An 18,494-nucleotide genomic window follows, 5' to 3' on the forward strand; every position below is an offset into this window, starting at 1 on the left:
GTTTTTCGCATACCTTTGGCCCGTGCCCTCTCGCCCGCCCATAGAATTAGAAAAAGCCCCTTCAGCTAGTGTGCTGAAGAGGCTTTTTGAGTTACATTGAGAAACCGGGGGTACATGCTGTCCCCTTGGCTATCGTTCTAGTTGTCCTGCTTGTTCTGGTTACTATCCTGTCTGCTCTGGTTGTCCTGCTTCTCCGGTCTATCCTGCTTATTCTGATTCGCCTGCTTGTTAGACCGGTTGGAATGGTTGTCTTTGTGTTCTCTGTTCTGCCGGGCATTATTCGGTTGGCCTTGCTGGCCTCTGCCCTGGAACTCTTTATGGTTCTTCTTGCCCTGGCCTTCTTTGTTACGGTGATTGCGGCTCTGGTGCTCACGCACCGGTCTGTCTTTGGTTACATGCTCCCGGCCTGCACCCTTCGTCTGCGGCTCCCGGTGTTCTTTTACCGTTACCACCTGTTCAGCATCCTGCTCCAGATCCTCGTCTAGCTCCGGCTCCGGGATTTCCTTGATCAGAATATCCTTGAAGCTTCCCTCCTGCGGGGACTCCTTCAGCTTATGCAGCACAAAGTACGCACAACCAAAGTTACAGTATTCGTTAATATAATCCACCATGCCTGAGATGGCCGTGTCCCGGTTCACTTTAGGGTGATTATCCCGGTAAAAGCCTTTGAGGCGCAATTGGCTGTAGCCCCAGTCACCGATGATATAATCGTACCGGTCCAGCACTTCGCTGTATCTTCCGCGAAAAGCCTCAGGGTTCCAGCCATCCTTATGATCGAGCATCAGCTCGTAACCTTTTCCACCTATAACGATCAAGCGTGTGTCGCCTGCCTTTCAATGATATCTAGGGGGGCGTTGATAAGCCGTCATTGCGCGGGATTTTGAATTACCGGACGCTGCCGCTCCTACAATTTCAAAATCCCTCTCCATGACTCCATCAACGTGAGGGTGGGAAACGTCACCCAAGAACCTCGCCGGCTATCGCGGCATTGGTTCTTTCGACCCTTCAACCCCTTTTAAAAACAAACCTAAACCTTAAAATCTAAAAACATTAAAAACCAAAACCTATCTACTGTGACTCCGTCACGCGGCAAACTTGTTTACACAAATTTGTATAAAATCGAACCCAACGCAAATAGACTAAAAGACCTACCTATGCCTGTGAAACGGAACGCGCCTCACGGGCCACCGCAGCAGACTTCACCTGCTCATGGGCACGATAAGAGCTGCGCACCAGCGGGCCGGCCTCCACATGGCTGAAGCCGCGCTTCAAGCCCTCTTCCTTCAGCACCGCGAACTCCTCCGGCGGATAGTATTTCTCCACATTCAGATGCTTCGGCGAAGGCTGAAGATATTGTCCTAATGTCAATATATCACAATCTACGGCTCTAAGGTCATCCATCGCCTGCAGAATCTCATCCCACTCCTCACCGACGCCAAGCATAATGCTCGATTTGGTCGGAATCTCCGGCTTCATCTCCTTGGCCCGGCGCAGCAGCTCCAGGGAACGGCGGTACTTGGCCCTGGCCCGGACACGGTCGGACATCCGCTCCACAGTCTCGATATTGTGATTCAGGATATCCGGACGGCTGTTCATCACGGTCTCCAGGCTCTCGCGGTCCCCCAGAAAATCAGGAATCAGCACTTCAATGCTGCATAGAGGAAGGCGCTTACGGATCGCGGACACAGTCTCGGCAAAAATCGCCGCACCCCCATCCTTCAGATCATCGCGGGCCACGCTCGTAACCACACAATGCTTAAGCTGCATGCCTTCGGCAGCCTCTGCCACTCGTTCCGGCTCCAGCAGGTCCAGCTCGGTCGGCAGGCCTGTATTCACCGCACAGAAGCGGCAAGCGCGCGTACAAATATCCCCCAGAATCATGAAGGTCGCCGTGCGGTTAGCCCAGCATTCATAAATATTCGGGCAGCGTGCTTCCTCGCATACGGTATGTAACGTCTTCGAGCGCATCATACCCTTGATTTCCTGATATTCCTCACCGGTGGTTAACTTGATTTTGATCCAGTCTGGCTTGGGCTGTTTGGCTGTTCGATTAGTCAAAGTGATGAGACCCCGCTTTCGAGCTGAATGTCATGTCAATTTATTTCACAGTCAAAAGTTGCTGCCTCATATTATAGCATGTGAAGTAGTCCTTTGCCTGTTTTTGTGAACCTTGGAGCAGTCATGGATAAAAAAAGTCCTTTTGCTTCAATCTAAAGAAAAGCATCTGGCCCGAGTGCCGCTTCCGCAAACCTATATGCAATTCATGCGCCCAAACGCAGGAGGATGAGATCATGCTGGCTTTAATAAAGAGCCCCTACACCCGGAGAACCTTGATGTGTATGTCTGCCGCCGCCCTGCTCTGGAGCGGTAGTCCTGCCGAAAGTACCCAAGCTGCCCGTTATCATAAAATTCCCGAACTGAGCTCGGGCAGTCCTGCTCCCGCAGACAGCAAAGAGACTGCCGCCGCTGACCGCAAGCAGCTCTTTGAGCAGATGGGTGCGGCAACCGGCATTCCCTGGTACCGCTTCGCTGCCATCGATCAGTATGAACGGTCCATCGCCAGGAAAAGCAAAAAAACAGCCGCCGCAGATAGCACTTCTGCAGCGGCTAAGCCACGGCTTACCGGAATTATGATTCCGGCGCCCGTATGGTCCGGTCCGCTGAATCCGGATCAGGACGACAAGCAGCCGGAGTCGATCCGCTTTTTCGGCGGCTTCGGGCTGGACGGCTCGGGAGACGGCATCGCCGATCCCGAGAGCGATGCCGATGTGCTCTACAGCATGGCCCGCCACCTGCTCAAGTACGGGGATTCCGCTACGGATTTCAATATAGGGATCTGGGAGTATTATCATAACGGGCGGGCCGCCCAGCGCGTCTCCCAGTTCGCCAAGCTATATGAGCATTTCGGACGGCTGGACCTGTCCGGCAGCGCATTTCCGCTGCCGATCGGGACTAATTATGCCTACCGCAGCACCTGGGGCACCGGCCGGAGCTGGGGCGGCGCGCGCATTCACGAAGGTACGGATCTGTTCGCGCCGCATGGCTTGACGGTGCGCAGCACCTGCTTCGGCATTGTCGAGACCAAGGGCTGGAACCGCTACGGCGGATGGCGCATCGGTATCCGCGATATCGAGAACCGCTACCATTATTATGCCCACCTGATGGGGTATGAGAAGTCCCTGCTGCGCGGGGATATTGTCACTCCGGGACAGACCATCGGCTGGGTCGGCAGCTCCGGTTATGGCAGCCCGGGCACACAGGGCAAGTTCCCGCCCCACCTGCATTATGGCATCTACCGTGACCGCGGCATTACGGAGTGGGCCTTCGATCCTTATCCGCTGCTCAAGCAATGGGAGAACAAGGAATTCCGGCTGCTGAGACAAAACAAAAAGAAGAAATAACACCCGCTTGCTGCGTCCCTCAGAGTCCGTTACTCTTTTACCGTGGACAGAGGTTACAGGTTAGTGCAGCATCAGACAGCCAAATGGCTCGATCTCCACAAGAAGCTTGCTTGAGCTGCGGAGGGTGAGTCCGCTTAACAGCTCAGTCAGCACTTTGGTGTCCGAACGGTAGGCGGGCAGCTCCAGATGGTAGCGGTTGGGGGAGTTATTGATAATTAGCCCCATCCGATCCTGCCCGCTGCGCCGGACATAGCCAAGGATCACCCGCGTCTCATCTGTGAACCAGGGGCGGAAGGCCCCACGGCGCAGCACCTCATGCTCTGTTCTCAGCGAGATCAGCCGCTTGTACCAGTCCAGCAGTCCGGTATGCTGAGCCTGCTCCTCCCAGAGCATCGGCTGCCGGCAATGCGGGTCTGTAGCGCCTTCCATTCCAACCTCATCCCCGTAATAGATCATCGGCAGCCCAATATAAGTCATCTGGAAAAAGACAGCCAGCCGCATCCGGCTCATTGCCGTAGCTTCCCGGTCCCAGCCCCGGCCCCCCTCCTTGCAGGCGGTCAGGAAACGCAGCGTATCGTGGCTGCCCAGCAGCTGGAACATCGCCGAATTGGCCTGATCATTGTACAAGGCCTCCTGGTGCAGCAGCTGCTCCATGAACCGCGACGGCCCCGCAGACTGCGCTGCAAAAAACTCCAGCACCGCATCCCGCAGCAGGTAATTCATCCCGCCGTCGAACTGGTCTCCCCGCAGCCAGGGCCCGGAAGCATGCATAATCTCGCCGATCAGCAGAAGGTCCGGGAATTCCGCCTTCAGCTCCCGACGCAGTCTTGTCCAGAAGGCCGGAGTCACCTCGTTGGCCACATCCAGCCTCCAGCCGTCGATCCCCGCTTCCCGCACCCAATACCTGGCTACGTCCATCATGTAATCTGCTACCTCGGGATGATCCATATTGAGCTTAGGCATACTCGCCTCCGCCTTGGCGAAGGTCTCATAGCCGGGAGCCGGCGCCCCGCTGACCGGGAAGGAATGGATATAGAACCAGTCCTTGTAGCGCGAAGCCTCCCCATGCTCCAGCACATCCCGGAAGGCAAAAAAGGTATCGCCGGAATGATTAAAGACCGCATCCAGCAGAACCTTCATTCCCAGCCGGTGGGCAGTCCCGACCAGCATCTTCAGATCCTCAAGCGTCCCGAATCCAGGGTCTACCTTATAGTAATCGGAAGTATTATACTTATGCCCGGAAGGCGATTCAAAGATTGGCGTCATATAAATAGCAGTCACGCCAAGCTCTTGCAAGTATGTAAGCTTGTCTGTAATGCCTTGAAGCGTCCCCTGATGGTAGCTCTCGGGGTAAATCTGATAGACCACCGTGTCTGAACTCCAGGCAGGCAGCGCAATAGCCTGCGGGCGGTGAATATAGGCATATTGAAAGGCACCCGCCTGGTCCCTGTTCTCCGAGCTTCCCCGCTCCCCATACCATATGTATTCACCTGCGGGATTCCCGATGTGGAACAGATACCGGCATTTGCCAGTCTCGGCAGGAATAAGGGCTTCATGAATGTCATACGCTCCGGCACAGCCGATCCGCTCCATCTCTTGCGGAAGCTCATGGCCGGGTGAATCATAACGGTCAGCGTGGACAACCGTGCAGGACAAGGACTGTCCGCTCTGCACGAATAGTCTGAGTTTAAGCAGGCGGGGGCCTGCCGGGAAGGCAAAAGGGTCCTCCGCTGTGTGATATACGAATAACCGGGTAAGCATACTGTATAGTCTCCTTTTATGCCGCATAGAGCAGTCTCAGCAACTGTGTTATTATGACAGGTAGAACAAGGTTCGCCATTAGGGCGTACCATACCGTAAGGACGGGAGGGAAAGCTATGAAAGTTACTATTAAGGATATCGCCCAGGCAGCGGGTGTCGCCAAATCCACTGTATCCAAGGTCATGAACGACTCTCCCAAAATATCCGAGGAAACGAAGGCCCGGGTCCGGGACATCATCAAGCAGATGAACTATACCCCAAGCAGCATCGCCACCGGACTTGCCAGACAGAGCAGCAATACGATAGCTATCCTCATTGATATGTCCAAGGAAAGCGAGTTTCTCAATCAGTTCTTTTATAACATTATCGGCGGGGTGGAGAGCATCATTGGTCCTCTGAAATATGAGCTGACCATTGCCAATATCCAGCATGACCATGCGGAGGGGCATTTCCTGCAGAGGCTGGTGCTGAATAAGCGGGTGGACGGCATTATTGCCAACACCTCGGTGCTGACTCCTGAGCTGTGCGCGGAGCTGAACCGGCTTGAGTTCCCCTATATCTCCATCGGTGAGATCAACGCTCCGGGAATCTGGGTCGATTGCGACAATGAGCTGGGCGGATTCATGCTGACCCGGCATCTGCTGGACCAGGGCTACCGGTCTGTAGCCTTCATCGGCGGCGAGAAGGATGAGCCGCTCTTCCTGCGCCGTGCAGCCGGCTATCAGCGGGCACTCAGCGAGGCGGGAATGGCTGTGCAGAGCGGCTGGATCATCAATGGCCGGGCGGTGGAGGAGGATGGCTATCAGGCAGCCAAGCAGCTCCTGCAAAGTGCGAATCCCCCCGACTCCATCGTCTGCATGAGTAACTTCTCTGCTTACGGCGTGCTGCAGGCGGCCCGGGAATTGAATATCTCCATTCCTTCACAGCTGGGCATTGCCACGTTCGATGAATATCCCTTGTCCCCCTACACCACTCCTCCGCTGACTTCACTCGATATGGATACCTTCCAGCTCGGCGCATCCGCAGGACGATTATTAATGGACAAGCTGGATAACAAAGAAGCTGCTGTGAGCGGACAACTGCTGGAGCCGGAGTTGATTCCCCGGTTATCTTCCAAGCGAAGCGGCGGAGATGCTGCGGAATAACTAACGGAATCACGCAATAACGGAATAGAAGAATAGCGGGAGGACGGTAATCATCCTTTTCAATAGGAAACCGGTTTCCTTAAGCTGAAAATACCACGCCCCCTCCTCAATGTCAACGTATAATCATAAAAGCAGCGACAGACCGAAGAACCCTTTCCAGCCCTGGAAGGGTTCTTCGTCTACCCGGAATCGCCGGCGCGGCGGATAAACCGGAGCACTTCATCCATCATGGCGGGACTCTCCGCGCTATGGCAGACCATATGTCCGCTTTGCTCCATAATCAGCACCTGTCTGCGTTCCGAGGGGATCGTCTGCCGGAGATAGTCCGCACTTTTGAATTTCACCAGATGATCCCGCCTGCCCTGTACAATCAAGGTCGGCACCTTCAGCTGCGGATAAACCTCGAAGCTCTCACGCACCAGCCGCTGGAACTCCCGCGTGGCTCTCATGGGTGTAGAACCCCATTTGCTGAGATAATTCCGGAGCATCTCCGGGCGGACCAGTGTGCGCAGAATCTCGGCCGGGTTGAGCGGATACACCGGGGTTGACAACAAGGTGAGCGACTGAATCCTGGAAGCATACTGAACGGATAGCCGAGATGCAATCAGCGCTCCGGTAGAGAAGCCGATCAGATGCACTTTTTCGACGCTTGAGAATAGCTGCTTCAGCTCCTCCTCGGCGCTTAGCTGCCAGTCCCCCCGGCTTGAATGGAGCAGCTCCCTTCTGCTGCCTCCATGTCCATGCAAGGTAAACATTCTGGCCGCATATCCGTTCGCCTCCAGAAACTGCGCAAGCGGAGAAATCTCGTATTCGCCTCCGGTGAAGCCGTGTATAAACAGACAGCTCTCCATGCTTCCTCCTCCCAATCTTCTAATTCATCCATTTATAGAAAAATAAACCTTAACCACGCTGAAGTCAAGTGGGCACGGTTTTGCATAGCGTGAATATACCCCCCTTACAATTTCAAAGTCTATTCTCTCAAAGCGGCTATAGAGGTACTGAAGCATTGGCCCGCTATCTCTCCCACCAGTTCAGGCTTAGCGCAGATATAATCGTCCCGACTGCCGCGCTTGATGAACTTACGCTGATGCTGATGACATTGTTCGGAGGGACTATAATACTGCCAGTAAAAGCCGGACTGAACACTCCCGGAGCAATCTGATAACTCGCCAGCACGTTGCCCCCGGAAATAGCTGCGGTGGAGGACTGGACCGTCATGCTGCTTGCTGCCGCGCTGGCCAGATTATTATTTACCGGCGTCACCGTGGACGGTGAAGAAATTGTGCCTCCTTTGACAATGGTAAAGCTGCCAGAGATCGAGGTCAGCACCGAGGTGCCGCCGATACTGCCGCTGATCCGGGACAGATACAAGGTCCGGCCGCTGCCCGCAGGATTACTGATGCGGACTGAAATAACAGCCGAGAGAAGCGACAGCACGATCGTTGCCGAGTTCGAGGCATTCGCCGAGAATAATACGGCGGCCTGCGAAGCGCTGATCTCTGGCGGGGCACTGATATCCGGGGCACGGAAGGTGTTCGTCATTTCCACATAGACCGGCTGGTCATTGTCATTGATTACATAGTTGTTGGGCATGGTTCTTCTCCTCCTCTTCCGTTCTAAAATTCCCACCAGCTGATGTTGCCTGTTGCCGCAGTACTCCCTGACGCAATGGTTACCGATATCGTAAGAGAGTTGCCGGGAGGCAGGATCATCCTGCCGTCCATATTAAGGATGACCGGACCTATGGCCAGCAGCATCGACATTAATGTTGCCGGAGAACCTGTAGGCGCAGCCGTTGCGGTCCGGGCAGTGCCGACGCTTGTGACCGAGCTCCCGAAATTATAGTTGACCGGGGTGACTGTTGATCCACTCACCGTTGCATTACGCAGCAAGGTTAAGGTGACCGACGCTGTTCCCGTGCTTGCGATGATGCGGGAGATATACAAGGTACGTCCGCTGCCGCCGGGATTAGCTATCTGCATGACAAGCGGGGTTGAAGTACCCACCGTGGAGGCAAAAGGAATCCCAAACAATAAACCTGACATCGCGGCTCCCGCTTCAGGCAGAGTATCGATCCCGGGTGCAATATAGGTGTTAACCTGCTCGGTATACAGCGGCTGGCTATTCTGATTAAATACAGTCTCATTCGGCATATTCTCACTCCTTCTGTCGGTCTAGCATATTTTCATAGTATGCGAAGCTGTCCGGCAGGTTGTTTGGCGGCTGCGTATTTTTGCAGGGCTAACCCAGTCATTCTCTTAAAAGCTCCATATCCTAATATCACACCATTCGAATGGTCCTGTCCAACTCATGCTTCTCTCTATTAACCCGGCAGCCTATACATGCTTATGGACCCAGACGACGGTTTGGGTCTTTTCATGAGCAGGCTGACGGCAGAAATCGCCCACAGAAAGGATGACTCCATTTGCCAAATTTCAGTTCATTTCAGGCCAATCCGGATAATTTGCGCACACTTATTTTTGGGCGGGACCCCTCGACCCTGATCGACCGGCCGCTAACTACGGATACCAGCGGGAACCTGACCACCGTCATTTTGAACGGCACCATCTCTAGTATACTTGGTGCGACTATCACTGCTGGTACTTTAACATCTGCTGGTACGGTGACCAACCTCTTAGACGGTACGATTACTAGCGTGCTTGGTGCGACTATCACTGCTGGTACTTTAACATCCGCTGGTACGGTGACCAACCTCTTAGACGGTACGATTACTAGCGTGCTTGGTGCGACTATCACTGCCGGTACTCTATCATCTGCTGGTACAGTGACCAACCTCTTAGACGGTACGATTACTAGCGTGCTTGGTGCGACTATCACTGCTGGTACTTTAACATCTGCTGGTACGGTGACCAACCTCTTAGACGGTACGATTACTAGCGTACTTGGTGCGACTATCACTGCTGGTACTTTAACATCCGCTGGTACGGTGACCAACCTCTTAGACGGTACGATTACTAGCGTGCTTGGCGCGACTATCACTGCCGGTACTCTATCATCTGCTGGTACGGTGACCAACCTCTTAGACGGTACGATTACTAGCGTGCTTGGTGCGACTATCACTGCTGGTACTCTATCATCTGCTGGTACAGTAACGAACATCCTCGCTGGTACCATTACTAGCGTGCTTGGTGCGACTATCACTGCTGGTACTTTAACATCTGCTGGTACGGTGACTAACCTGTTGGACGGTACGATTACTAGCGTGCTTGGTGCGACTATCACTGCTGGTACTTTAACATCCGCTGGTACGGTGACCAACCTGTTGGATGGTACCATTACTAGCGTGCTTGGTGCGACTATCACTGCTGGTACTCTGAGCAGCGTAACGTCTATTTCCCAGCGCAGCTTCATTGAGCTGCCTACAACGGCAATTGCAACCTCGGATACCTATACGCCGCTGCCGGCCAACAATACCAGTGTCCTTGGCACCTATTCCTACTTCATTGTGAATACCGGAGCCAATCCGGTGAATACACGGGTCGAGATCAGTGCAGACGGAACCAACTATTTCGTCGATACGACCGGAGACAATCCGCTGCCAGCAGGTTCTGTAGACGTTATTGTGCCTGCCCGGTTCCTGAAATACACCCGCCTCTCCTATCAATCCGCCACGCCGGGTGCGGCTTCTACGCTTAATGTTATTTTTGATGCACAAGGAACGTAAGCATAATTTCCGTCATACGATGCAGGAGCCAAGAGTGCATGGATACCCATGTACTCTTGGCTGTGCGTTATTCCGCATCTACATAAGACGGCAGCAACGCATGTACATTCTTATTTTTGCAGAATACCCGGAGGAATTAAGGCCCGCGAAGGAGGAACGATCTTGAATCAATCTGCCAAACCTACACTAGGAGTACAGCTCATAGTCAACAATGAAGCCGAGCTGCTCCCACGTTGCCTAGCTAGTCTGCAGGGCGCCGATGAAATCATCGTGGTCGATACCGGCTCCACGGACCAGTCCGTGGAAATCGCCCGGAGATACGGGGCAACGGTCATTGAAGCCCAGTGGAACCACCATTTCTCAGACGCACGCAATACCGGTCTCTCCCATGCGGCCAGCAGTTGGATACTGGTCCTGGATGCAGATGAAATCCTTCAGACTTCCATAGATTCAATCAAGGAGATTCTCGGAGGCAGCACAGCCGAAGCGTACACGGTGCGCATAGAGAACCTGCTGGGAAGCAGGCCCGAGGATCGTCTGTATCACCATCCTGTGCGGCTGTTCCGGGGTGGGCAGGGCTATCTTTTCAGCGGGAGAATTCACGAAAGTGTAGAGTCCTCTATTCTCACAAAACATGGGTCCGCCTCCATCGAGGCCAGTCCAATAGAGATTCTTCACTTCGGCTACCTGCCCCCGGTCATGCGCGCCAAGCATAAAATCAGCCGCAACGAGCACCTGCTGCGGCTTGCGCTTGCGGAAGAGCCTGACGATGTGTTCAGCCGTTATAATCTGGCAGTCACCTGCTGTCAGGACGGACGGCTGGAGGAAGCCGGAGAACTGCTGCGCCAGAGTCTTACCCTCGCTCCGCTTCAGGCTTCTTACCGTCCCTCGATCATTCGCGATCTGTGCAAAATTGATCTGGCCGCCGGTAATGTGAAAGCGGTCGACAGCCTGCTGACCCGCGAGCTGACACGTTATGGAGATTATCCCGACCTGCATTACATGCAGGGCCAGTCGTGGGAGAACCAAGGATTCTATGAGCGCGCCGTCCAGTCTTACCAGCACGCCATAGATACCTCGTCTGCCCCGACTCCGCGCAGAGCATACGTCACTGAACAGGGCATGGACAGCTTCCGCCCGCTGCACCGGATGGGGGCCATTTTCCAGCAGCTCGGGAAGCAAAAGGAGGCCGCGCAGTTGTATCATCGTGCGCTTCAGCAGCACTCCCTGTATCTCCCCGCTTTGGAGGGGATCGCTGCTGCTTTTCAGGAGCTGGAGGTGCCGGAGGGAGAGATCGCCGCACTCTTGATACAGCTGACCGGCACAGCACAGCGTGCTGCCAGAACCGCAATTATCGGTACTTTATATCGGCTGGGCGCTTATAAGGCAATTGCAGAGCTGCCGCCTGCGGTCTGCCCGCTGGAGGAGGACACCTTGCTGTTCCTGCTGTCTTCCTGGATCATTACCGGAAAATATCATTCGTTCAGGAAGACAGCCGACAAGCTGCGGGCCGGCACTCTACAGCTCTCAGCCGGAGGATTGAACACAGAAACGGTGCGGCAGCTATGGCTCCTTGAAGCCATGGTGACATGGGAACTGGGCGAGAAGCTGCAAGAGGAGCTCTGGCTGCAATCACCTGCGGAAGTGCGTTCCGAATTGCTGGAGATCGATGCAAGGTTGTCGTCCGATGCTGCCGTGCAGCAAGCGGAGTTCGCCGCCTTCGGGGAATCCCCTCTGCTTGCCGAGGTCATCCGGCTTGCTGTGAAGCACCAGTTCATCGCCCTGGGCAAGCGGCTCGTTGAACGCTTCCCAGCGCATACAAGCACTCTGGCAGAGGCGCTCTATGAGGAAGGCTGGCGTGCAGAAGCGGGGGAACTGTTCATTGGCCTTGCAGGCAGCAAGGAAGCTTCAGGGGCAACCCTACGGTATCTCGGAGAACTGCTCATCGATAAAGGACATTATGCGGAAGCTGCCAGCTGGTACCGGCTTGCCTTGGGGGAATCCCCTGCAGACGATGCAGTTAGCACCGGACTAGCGCTCTGTTATCTTCATCTGGCGGAGCAGCGTCTCGCAGAAGCTGTAGAACGACTACAGGGGAAGGGGCAACCGCCTCATGGCCCGCTTCAGGAGGACAGTGCAGCGGTGGTTCAATCCATCGCGGTGCTGCGCCGCACCCCTTGGCATACGAAGTGGAATTACACCCAACGGCAGAGAGGAGCAGGTCTGAGCTAATGACCACGAAACCACACCAACCGCTGATTTCCTTATGCATGATTGTCAAAAATGAAGCCGACAACCTGGCCCGCTGTCTGCGGAGTGCGCGCGGGGCTGCGGATGAAATCATCATTGTGGACACCGGCTCCACCGACGCCACCCGATCCATTGCCCGCAGCTTCGGTGCCCGGATCATCGATTACCCGTGGAACGGGGATTTTGCCGCCGCACGCAATGCCGGTCTGGCCCTGGCGCAAGGCACCTGGATTCTGGTGCTGGATGCAGACGAGGAGCTGGAGCCGGGGAGCCGGGAGGAGCTGCTGGTATGCGCGAAGCATACGGAGTATGAGGCTTTTTTTGTGCGGATTCATAATCATCAGGGGACGGAGCGTGCTTCGCAGACTCTTACGGTCAACCCGATCCTCCGGATGTTCAAGAACCGCCCGAATTATCGCTTCAGCGGCATTATTCATGAGCAGATTGCGGCTGTCATTGTGCAGGAGAACCCGGATGCCGCGATGCATATGGGCACCGTCATTGTCCATCACTACGGCTATGCCGACGGAGTCGTGGAGCGGAAAGATAAAATCAGCCGTAATCTCGGATTGCTGAAGCAGCAGCTGGAGCAAAGTCCTGGAGATGCTTTTCAGCATTTCAATCTGGCGGTTGAATATATGCGGCTTGGCGATTACGGGCAGGCGCTGGAGCATATCGGCACCTCGCTGAACATGGCCCAGCCGGGTACCAGCTATGTTCACCTGCTCTATAAATACAAAGTCCGCTGCCTGGCGGTAACCGGTGATTACCCGGGTGCGCTGGAGACCTGCGGGCAGGGAAGCACGCTTTTCCCGGATTATCCCGATCTTCACCATCTCAAGGGGGCGCTGCTGCTACAGGTGTCTGCCTTAGCCGAAGCCAAGACCGCGCTGTTCCGGGCACTGGAGATCGGTGCCTCGCCTCCCCTCTACCATACAGAATCCGGGTTAGGCACCTATCTCACCCATACGCTGCTGGGGCAAGTCTGCCAGCAGATCGGCGAAGCGCATGAAGCGGCAGCCTGCTTCACCAGGGCAGCCCAGCTCCAGCCGGACCCCTGGCCGCTGATCCCCCGGCTCACGCGCCTGTTCAAATGCACGGGCCGCGAACCTGAGCTTCACGGCTGGCTGGCCGGGCAGCTGCCCGGCATCCTGACGGAGCAGCGCCAGGAGCTACTGCGCCTGCTGGTAAGGGATGGCTGTTACACAGCGGCGGCTGATATGCTTGAGGGCGGTGTGGGATCTGGTGTGGCGGCGGAAGAGAGGGATGCGGCGGCGCAGAGTGCGGGTGAGATCGATGGCGTGATGCAAGATGCGGGAGCGGTGGATGCTACGGCGCAGAGTGCGGGTGAGATCGATGGCGTGATGCAAGATGCGGGAGTGGTGGATGCTACGGCGCAGAGTGCGGATGAGATCGATGGCGTGATGCAAGATGCGGGAGTGGTGGATGCTACGGCGCAGAGTGCGGGTGAGATCGATGGCGTGTTGCAAGATGCGGGAGCGGTGGATGCGGCGGCGCAGAGTGCGGGTGAGATCGATGCTGGGGTAGGTGCTGGAGCGGTAGATGATGCAGGGCTGGAGGTGCCGCCTACTGCTGATTTGTTGGAGCTGTTGCAGCGGGCGGAAGCAGCTTCCGCAGCTGAGCTGAGCTACGATGATATCACCGGGCTGCTAAATCATCCTGCAGTTAACCCGGCGGACGGGAACACCTCACTCCCCTTATCTGCTATTGCTGCGGCTGTGCAGCCCTTGATTCTTTTGGCTGACAAGGTTCTGGCTGCGCTCGTAACTTCGGCCATATATTCACCGGCTGCTGCGGCTGCGCGTCTCACTCTTCCGCTTCCCAGATCAACCGATTAGTATGTCATCAGATGATCGGAGTTGCGATAAGCCTTAATTGTATTTGGTACAACTAAAACGCCTGATTGCTCGCCAATTTCCGGTTTAGTTGTACTTCGTACATTTAAACATCCGTTGATTCTTCCCTCTCCCCTTTTTGGGCAGATTTAGTTGTACAGACTACAGTTATCCAATGAAAGTGTGCCTTTTCGCTCGTTTTAGGTGTACGTTCTGCAACTATCCCTGCATAGTCCGTTTTTATTCAGCAGAGTGTCAGTTGCCTGGGCGTTGCGGACTGAGGGGCGTTTATTTTGGAGAAAACGCATGACTGGGAAGAGTTACGGACTCCACGGCGCTTAAAGGCGGATATGCTGCCTTAAATCATCGGTTAGAGTGATAATAGGTTCCTCTGAGTCCGCAACTCCGTAAAAAGTGCTGTTTTTTTGAAAATAACGGCTCTCCAGTCCATAAGGGGTATACCCGCTTGCTTTGCACCCCTACTTTTTCAATCAGATGCTGTTAGGAAGGAGCTTACAGACCATGGATACTCCCGGGATCTCGCTCTGCATGATCGTAAGGAATGAGGCGCAGCATCTGGAGCAATGCCTCCTGTCTGTTCAGGGTATGGTCTCGGAGATTATTATCGCGGATACCGGATCAGAGGACAACAGTATGGCTATCGCCGGCAGGTTCGGTGCCCGGGTAATCAGGCTGCCCTGGGAACACGATTTCTCCAAAGCCCGTAATCATACCCTACAGCTGGCCTCCTATGGGTGGATTCTGGTGCTGGATGCAGATGAAGCCCTTGCTGACTGGATGCCAGAGGAGTTAAAGCTTCTGCTGGAATCGGAGCATGCGGACGGGTATTTCCTGCCTTTTATTCATTATGTAGGTGATGCCTCCGGGCGCGAATACGTGACAGACAATGTTTGCAGACTCTTCCGAAACGATGTACGTATCTGTTTTCGCGGCAGCATTCATGAAGAGGTAGCCTCCAGCATCTGGAGCCTCCCCGGAGGACATATTGCTTATGCCCGTCTGCCTGTCCACCATTACGGCTATCTGGATGATGAGCTTCAGCGCAAAAATAAAGCCAGCCGCAATCTGCAGCTAATCCACGCTGCTCTGCGGCTTGAACCGGATAGCGTTCCTCTGCGGTACGCACTGGGCACGGAATATTACCAGCAGGGGCAATATCAGGCTGCGGCGGGCCTGCTGCTGCCGCTGCTGGAAGAAGCTCAGCCCGACTCCGGCTATACCGCCGACCTGTATCTCAAAACAGCCTTTGCCCTCCAAGCGGGCGGGCGGCCTGCGGACGCGGAGTCTGTCTATCAGGCCGGGATTGGGCTGTACGCAGATTTCACTGATCTGCTGGAGAGCTATGCGGGTCTGCTGCTGGAGCAAGGGCAGGTATGGCGGGCATACCCTCTGCTCCAGCAGGCGCTGGACAGCGGGGATACCGCACATAAATACCCTTCCTCCTCCGGCAGCGGAACCTACCGCACCCGCCTATCCGCCGGGCGGGTCTGCGAGCGGCTGTTCCTCTACGAGGAAGCAATGGAGCATTACAGACAGGCGATCGGCTACGCGCCTGATGACGTAACCGCCTGGGAGCAGCTGGCCACGTTGTGCCTGCTGTCCGGGCAAACGGAGCAGCTGACGGTGTTCACGCGTCAGCTGCTTCCTGCCCTGCCCCGACGAGTGCTGAGCAGGCTGGTGCCTGCCGCACTCAATGCCCGCGCCGCCTCGTGGATGGCGGCGCTTCTCGCAGCACCGCATCTGCCGGAGGATATCCGGCAGGTGCTTCAGGTGCTGCTGGGGACGCTGTTCCGCGACCCGGAACAGCCCGGGGCCGCATCCGCTGAGCTTGCGCGGATGCGGGAGGATGCGCCGGATGACCCGTGGGTATCCGGCTATCTGTGGGCCTTGTCCTGCCGCAGCGGCGGAATCGCCGCGGCAAGACAAGGCCTGGGGCGGCTGGCGGAGCTGCCGCCCGGGCTTGCAGCCATGCACCGCCGGCTGGCGGGGCAGCAGCCCGGCCCGGCGGAGCATCGGGCAGGCTCTAACAGCATGCAGGAGCACCAAGTCGCCTCCCCCCATGCTGAAACCAGCCATTCCAAGCTGCCACAATGCCAAACCGAAGAACAAGAAGACCCTTCTGTTCCGGCAGAATGTTCCTTCCCGGCCCCCGATATCGGCAGCTTAGCCGATTCGGAACACCGCGCAGACACACCGCGTAGCTCTACAAATTTTTCTTACGCAGCACAACTGCTGCTTCAAGCAGGCGCTTGGGACACATTGCTCCTGCTTGGCAAGCCCTTTGGCGCTGCACACTTTCTCTGGAGCAGACTTCCCCTGCCGCTGCTGCAAGGAATGCTGCATGCACCTGCTTCATTTAGATTACAGTGGTGTGCGGAATATACCGGGCAATCTCAGTACCATAGATTGCCCGGGGATGCTGCCGAATGGCTGCTCTATGCAGCCATAGCTCAATCCTGCGGGCAAGCTCCACAGCTTACGTCAGACGATGAACAGACGCTACTGCAATCCGGCAGCGCTGCCGCAATCACTGGCCTCAGTTATTACATGCTGCTGCTTGCAGCGGAGGTTCACCCGGAGGGGAGCATCGCCGCTACTGGCAGCATTCCGTGGCTGCTGCTTGTGAAGTCGGTGCTTCAGGGTGGGGGATGACAGAGATAACAATGTCTGAAGCTGCGCTTGGTTTCAAAGCTTTACTCATTCTCTTAACTCATAGGCAAAACGAAAGACCCTGAGGGGTAGCTCCCTCAGGGTCAACTTTAGACCTTTCTGCTCAGTTATAAATATTATACTCTTTAGCAACTACCCACCCATTAAGACCATACGAAGCGGAGATCGCATAGTAGTTATAATTTTCATGTAGTAAATATTCAAGCAAATCCTCTCTTTTTTCATAATACATCGGCCAAGCGGAGTCCTTTTGGTGCTCTAACAATTCCTTATTACTTTTGACAAATCGACTTATTTCGAATTGGCTGATATCAAGAAGAATACTCCCTTGCAACTGCGTTTCAAACATATGCGCCAAGACATCAATGAACTCAATCATGACGGGAACTGAATTGTCTTTGCCGCCCAATGTTTGGAATGTAATTTTTGACTTTTGCAAATCAACCTTATAAGAAATAATTTCATTATCATGAATATTTTGCATTCGTCCCCAACCTCCCAGTGAAAATCCTGCTCAAAATACAACATTACCCTGCTCATCCCGGCTACATTTCAAAGTTACTGCATAAAAAGCAGGATTTTTCATCCTCCAAACGCTCAGCGGGGGGCAATTCTTGCATTTTATACAACAACTCTATCATATCCCCGGATATCCCGGTTTCCGAGTTGCAATTTGTACAACATTATGGGAATACAGGGGTAATAACATTAATTGAATGACGCATTCCTCTCCGGCACCACTACAAAAAAGGCCCCGTCATAAGCCAAGGCCTCATTCCTCCTGTATTCACCTACGATAAGCCGACAAGCTTACCACCGGTCGGTCATCCTTACCGGCTTGATAACGCCTGCACCGAGTTCCAGTCTGTCGATGCATAACATGCGGTTGCCCGGCTCCCGGTCTCCGATGAGTCTGCGGTGATAGACGATCAGCCATTCATCGCGGTCCGGCAGATGCAAATATCCGTGATGGCCGGGGCCTTCCGCCACCGGCTCCTGCCTCTCCAGTATGGTCCCCAGGTTCGGGAATGGACCAAGCGGGTTGTCGCTTACGCCATAAGCGACCCGGTAGGTCCCGTTGGTCCATCCGCCCATTGACCACATCAGATAATACAGGCCGTCCTTCTTGATCATACACGGCCCCTCCACATAACCCGGCGGGGTGACGGAAAGGATGACCTCTCCGTCCGGGAACGGAACAAACCCCGTCATCTCCTCATTCATCCGGGCCACGTTGCAATGCCCCCAGCCCCCGTAATACAGATAGATTGCACCGTCATCATCCTTGAACAGATGAGCGTCGATCGGCTGCGCGCCGTGAACGAACCCGCCGATCAGCGGCCGGTGGAGATACCCTCTGTAGGGGCCTTCGGGAGCATCCGCAACAGCAATCTCCAGCCCGCCGGCTTCGCCGTCCTTCTGGATATCGTTCGAGGCAAAGACCAGATAATGCCGGCCGTGATGCTCAATCTGGGTCGGAGCCCATACCGCTCTCCAGATCCAGGGGAAATCATCCATTTCGATGATCCCCTCGTGGGTCGTCCAGTGAACCAGATCCCCGGAACTGAAGGCATCCAGATTCATCTGCCGGGTATATTCCGTGAAGGATCTGGTGGCATACACATAATGCCTGCCCCCATATGTTCTGGCCTCCGGGTCAGCATACCAGCCCGGGATAACCGGGTTCGTAATTCCGCGCAAGCGA

Annotated in this window: 14 protein-coding genes; 6 read left to right on the forward strand and 8 right to left on the reverse strand. The window is 55.1% G+C overall.

Annotated elements, in window-relative coordinates; translation table 11 throughout:
• Window positions 1–137 precede the first annotated feature (137 nt).
• Window positions 138–815 carry a YutD-like domain-containing protein gene (locus NST69_RS25365; protein WP_340950388.1) on the reverse strand — a complete coding sequence of 226 codons (678 nt, stop codon included), beginning with the start codon at window positions 813–815 and terminating at the stop codon, window positions 138–140.
• Window positions 816–1,152: 337 nt separating this feature from the next.
• Complete coding sequence (lipA, locus tag NST69_RS25370; protein WP_340980248.1) at window positions 1,153–2,058, reverse strand: lipoyl synthase; 906 nt, start codon at window positions 2,056–2,058, stop codon at window positions 1,153–1,155.
• Between the two features lie 233 nt (window positions 2,059–2,291).
• Between lipA and NST69_RS25375 the strand changes: the two genes are divergently transcribed.
• Entirely contained in the window at window positions 2,292–3,401 is a 1,110-nt protein-coding gene (locus NST69_RS25375; protein WP_340980249.1) for a M23 family metallopeptidase, read from the forward strand.
• A gap of 60 nt (window positions 3,402–3,461) precedes the next feature.
• Here NST69_RS25375 and NST69_RS25380 read toward each other — a convergent pair whose 3' ends face one another.
• Complete coding sequence (locus tag NST69_RS25380; RefSeq protein ID WP_340980251.1) at window positions 3,462–5,162, reverse strand: alpha amylase N-terminal ig-like domain-containing protein; 1,701 nt, start codon at window positions 5,160–5,162, stop codon at window positions 3,462–3,464.
• A 116-nt stretch (window positions 5,163–5,278) separates the two neighbouring features.
• On the opposite strand from NST69_RS25380, the gene NST69_RS25385 reads away from it, so the two are divergent.
• Window positions 5,279–6,307: a LacI family DNA-binding transcriptional regulator gene (locus NST69_RS25385; protein WP_340980252.1), complete on the forward strand. Its 1,029-nt coding sequence runs from the start codon at window positions 5,279–5,281 to the stop codon at window positions 6,305–6,307.
• A gap of 179 nt (window positions 6,308–6,486) precedes the next feature.
• Here NST69_RS25385 and NST69_RS25390 read toward each other — a convergent pair whose 3' ends face one another.
• The 3 genes from NST69_RS25390 to NST69_RS25400 all read right to left on the reverse strand — a co-directional run bounded on the left by NST69_RS25390 (window position 6,487) and on the right by NST69_RS25400 (window position 8,460).
• Window positions 6,487–7,158 carry an alpha/beta fold hydrolase gene (locus NST69_RS25390; RefSeq protein WP_340980253.1) on the reverse strand — a complete coding sequence of 224 codons (672 nt, stop codon included), beginning with the start codon at window positions 7,156–7,158 and terminating at the stop codon, window positions 6,487–6,489.
• A gap of 163 nt (window positions 7,159–7,321) precedes the next feature.
• Entirely contained in the window at window positions 7,322–7,900 is a 579-nt protein-coding gene (locus NST69_RS25395) for a hypothetical protein (RefSeq protein WP_339250978.1), read from the reverse strand.
• Window positions 7,901–7,923: 23 nt separating this feature from the next.
• Window positions 7,924–8,460: a hypothetical protein gene (locus tag NST69_RS25400; protein WP_339250980.1), complete on the reverse strand. Its 537-nt coding sequence runs from the start codon at window positions 8,458–8,460 to the stop codon at window positions 7,924–7,926.
• A gap of 713 nt (window positions 8,461–9,173) precedes the next feature.
• Here NST69_RS25400 and NST69_RS25405 point away from each other — a divergent pair.
• The 4 genes from NST69_RS25405 (at window position 9,174) to NST69_RS25420 (ending at window position 16,771) form a co-directional block, all read left to right on the forward strand.
• Window positions 9,174–9,992 (forward strand): DUF6385 domain-containing protein, encoded by an 819-nt coding sequence (locus tag NST69_RS25405; protein ID WP_342547462.1) that lies wholly within the window; start codon window positions 9,174–9,176, stop codon window positions 9,990–9,992.
• A 162-nt stretch (window positions 9,993–10,154) separates the two neighbouring features.
• Window positions 10,155–12,224: a glycosyltransferase family 2 protein gene (locus tag NST69_RS25410; protein ID WP_340980256.1), complete on the forward strand. Its 2,070-nt coding sequence runs from the start codon at window positions 10,155–10,157 to the stop codon at window positions 12,222–12,224.
• Window positions 12,224–14,101 carry a glycosyltransferase gene (locus tag NST69_RS25415; RefSeq protein WP_342547463.1) on the forward strand — a complete coding sequence of 626 codons (1,878 nt, stop codon included), beginning with the start codon at window positions 12,224–12,226 and terminating at the stop codon, window positions 14,099–14,101. The genes NST69_RS25410 and NST69_RS25415 overlap by 1 nt, the downstream gene beginning before the upstream one ends.
• A 519-nt stretch (window positions 14,102–14,620) precedes the next feature.
• Entirely contained in the window at window positions 14,621–16,771 is a 2,151-nt protein-coding gene (locus NST69_RS25420) for a glycosyltransferase (protein WP_342547464.1), read from the forward strand.
• A 121-nt stretch (window positions 16,772–16,892) separates the two neighbouring features.
• Here the strand turns inward: NST69_RS25420 and NST69_RS25425 are convergent, their stop codons facing one another.
• Complete coding sequence (locus NST69_RS25425) at window positions 16,893–17,273, reverse strand: hypothetical protein (RefSeq protein ID WP_342547465.1); 381 nt, start codon at window positions 17,271–17,273, stop codon at window positions 16,893–16,895.
• Between the two features lie 326 nt (window positions 17,274–17,599).
• Window positions 17,600–18,490, reverse strand: coding sequence for a glycoside hydrolase family 43 protein (locus tag NST69_RS25430; protein WP_235192081.1), 891 nt, complete (start codon window positions 18,488–18,490; stop codon window positions 17,600–17,602).
• Between the last annotated feature and the right edge of the window lie 4 nt (window positions 18,491–18,494).

It is taken from the genome of Paenibacillus sp. FSL P2-0089 (genome assembly GCF_038595095.1).
Lineage (GTDB): Bacteria > Bacillota > Bacilli > Paenibacillales > Paenibacillaceae > Paenibacillus_AQ > Paenibacillus_AQ silagei.

What these genes read in the sequence shown, in the direction of transcription:
- NST69_RS25375 (WP_340980249.1), top strand. Translation starts at nt 2,292, where the DNA reads ATGCTGGCTTTAATAAAGAGCCCCTACACCCGGAGAACCTTGATGTGT.
- NST69_RS25380 (WP_340980251.1), bottom strand. Translation starts at nt 5,162, where the DNA reads ATGCTTACCCGGTTATTCGTATATCACACAGCGGAGGACCCTTTTGCC.
- NST69_RS25385 (WP_340980252.1), top strand. Translation starts at nt 5,279, where the DNA reads ATGAAAGTTACTATTAAGGATATCGCCCAGGCAGCGGGTGTCGCCAAA.
- NST69_RS25390 (WP_340980253.1), bottom strand. Translation starts at nt 7,158, where the DNA reads ATGGAGAGCTGTCTGTTTATACACGGCTTCACCGGAGGCGAATACGAG.
- NST69_RS25395 (WP_339250978.1), bottom strand. Translation starts at nt 7,900, where the DNA reads ATGCCCAACAACTATGTAATCAATGACAATGACCAGCCGGTCTATGTG.
- NST69_RS25400 (WP_339250980.1), bottom strand. Translation starts at nt 8,460, where the DNA reads ATGCCGAATGAGACTGTATTTAATCAGAATAGCCAGCCGCTGTATACC.
- NST69_RS25415 (WP_342547463.1), top strand. Translation starts at nt 12,224, where the DNA reads ATGACCACGAAACCACACCAACCGCTGATTTCCTTATGCATGATTGTC.
- NST69_RS25420 (WP_342547464.1), top strand. Translation starts at nt 14,621, where the DNA reads ATGGATACTCCCGGGATCTCGCTCTGCATGATCGTAAGGAATGAGGCG.
- NST69_RS25425 (WP_342547465.1), bottom strand. Translation starts at nt 17,273, where the DNA reads ATGCAAAATATTCATGATAATGAAATTATTTCTTATAAGGTTGATTTG.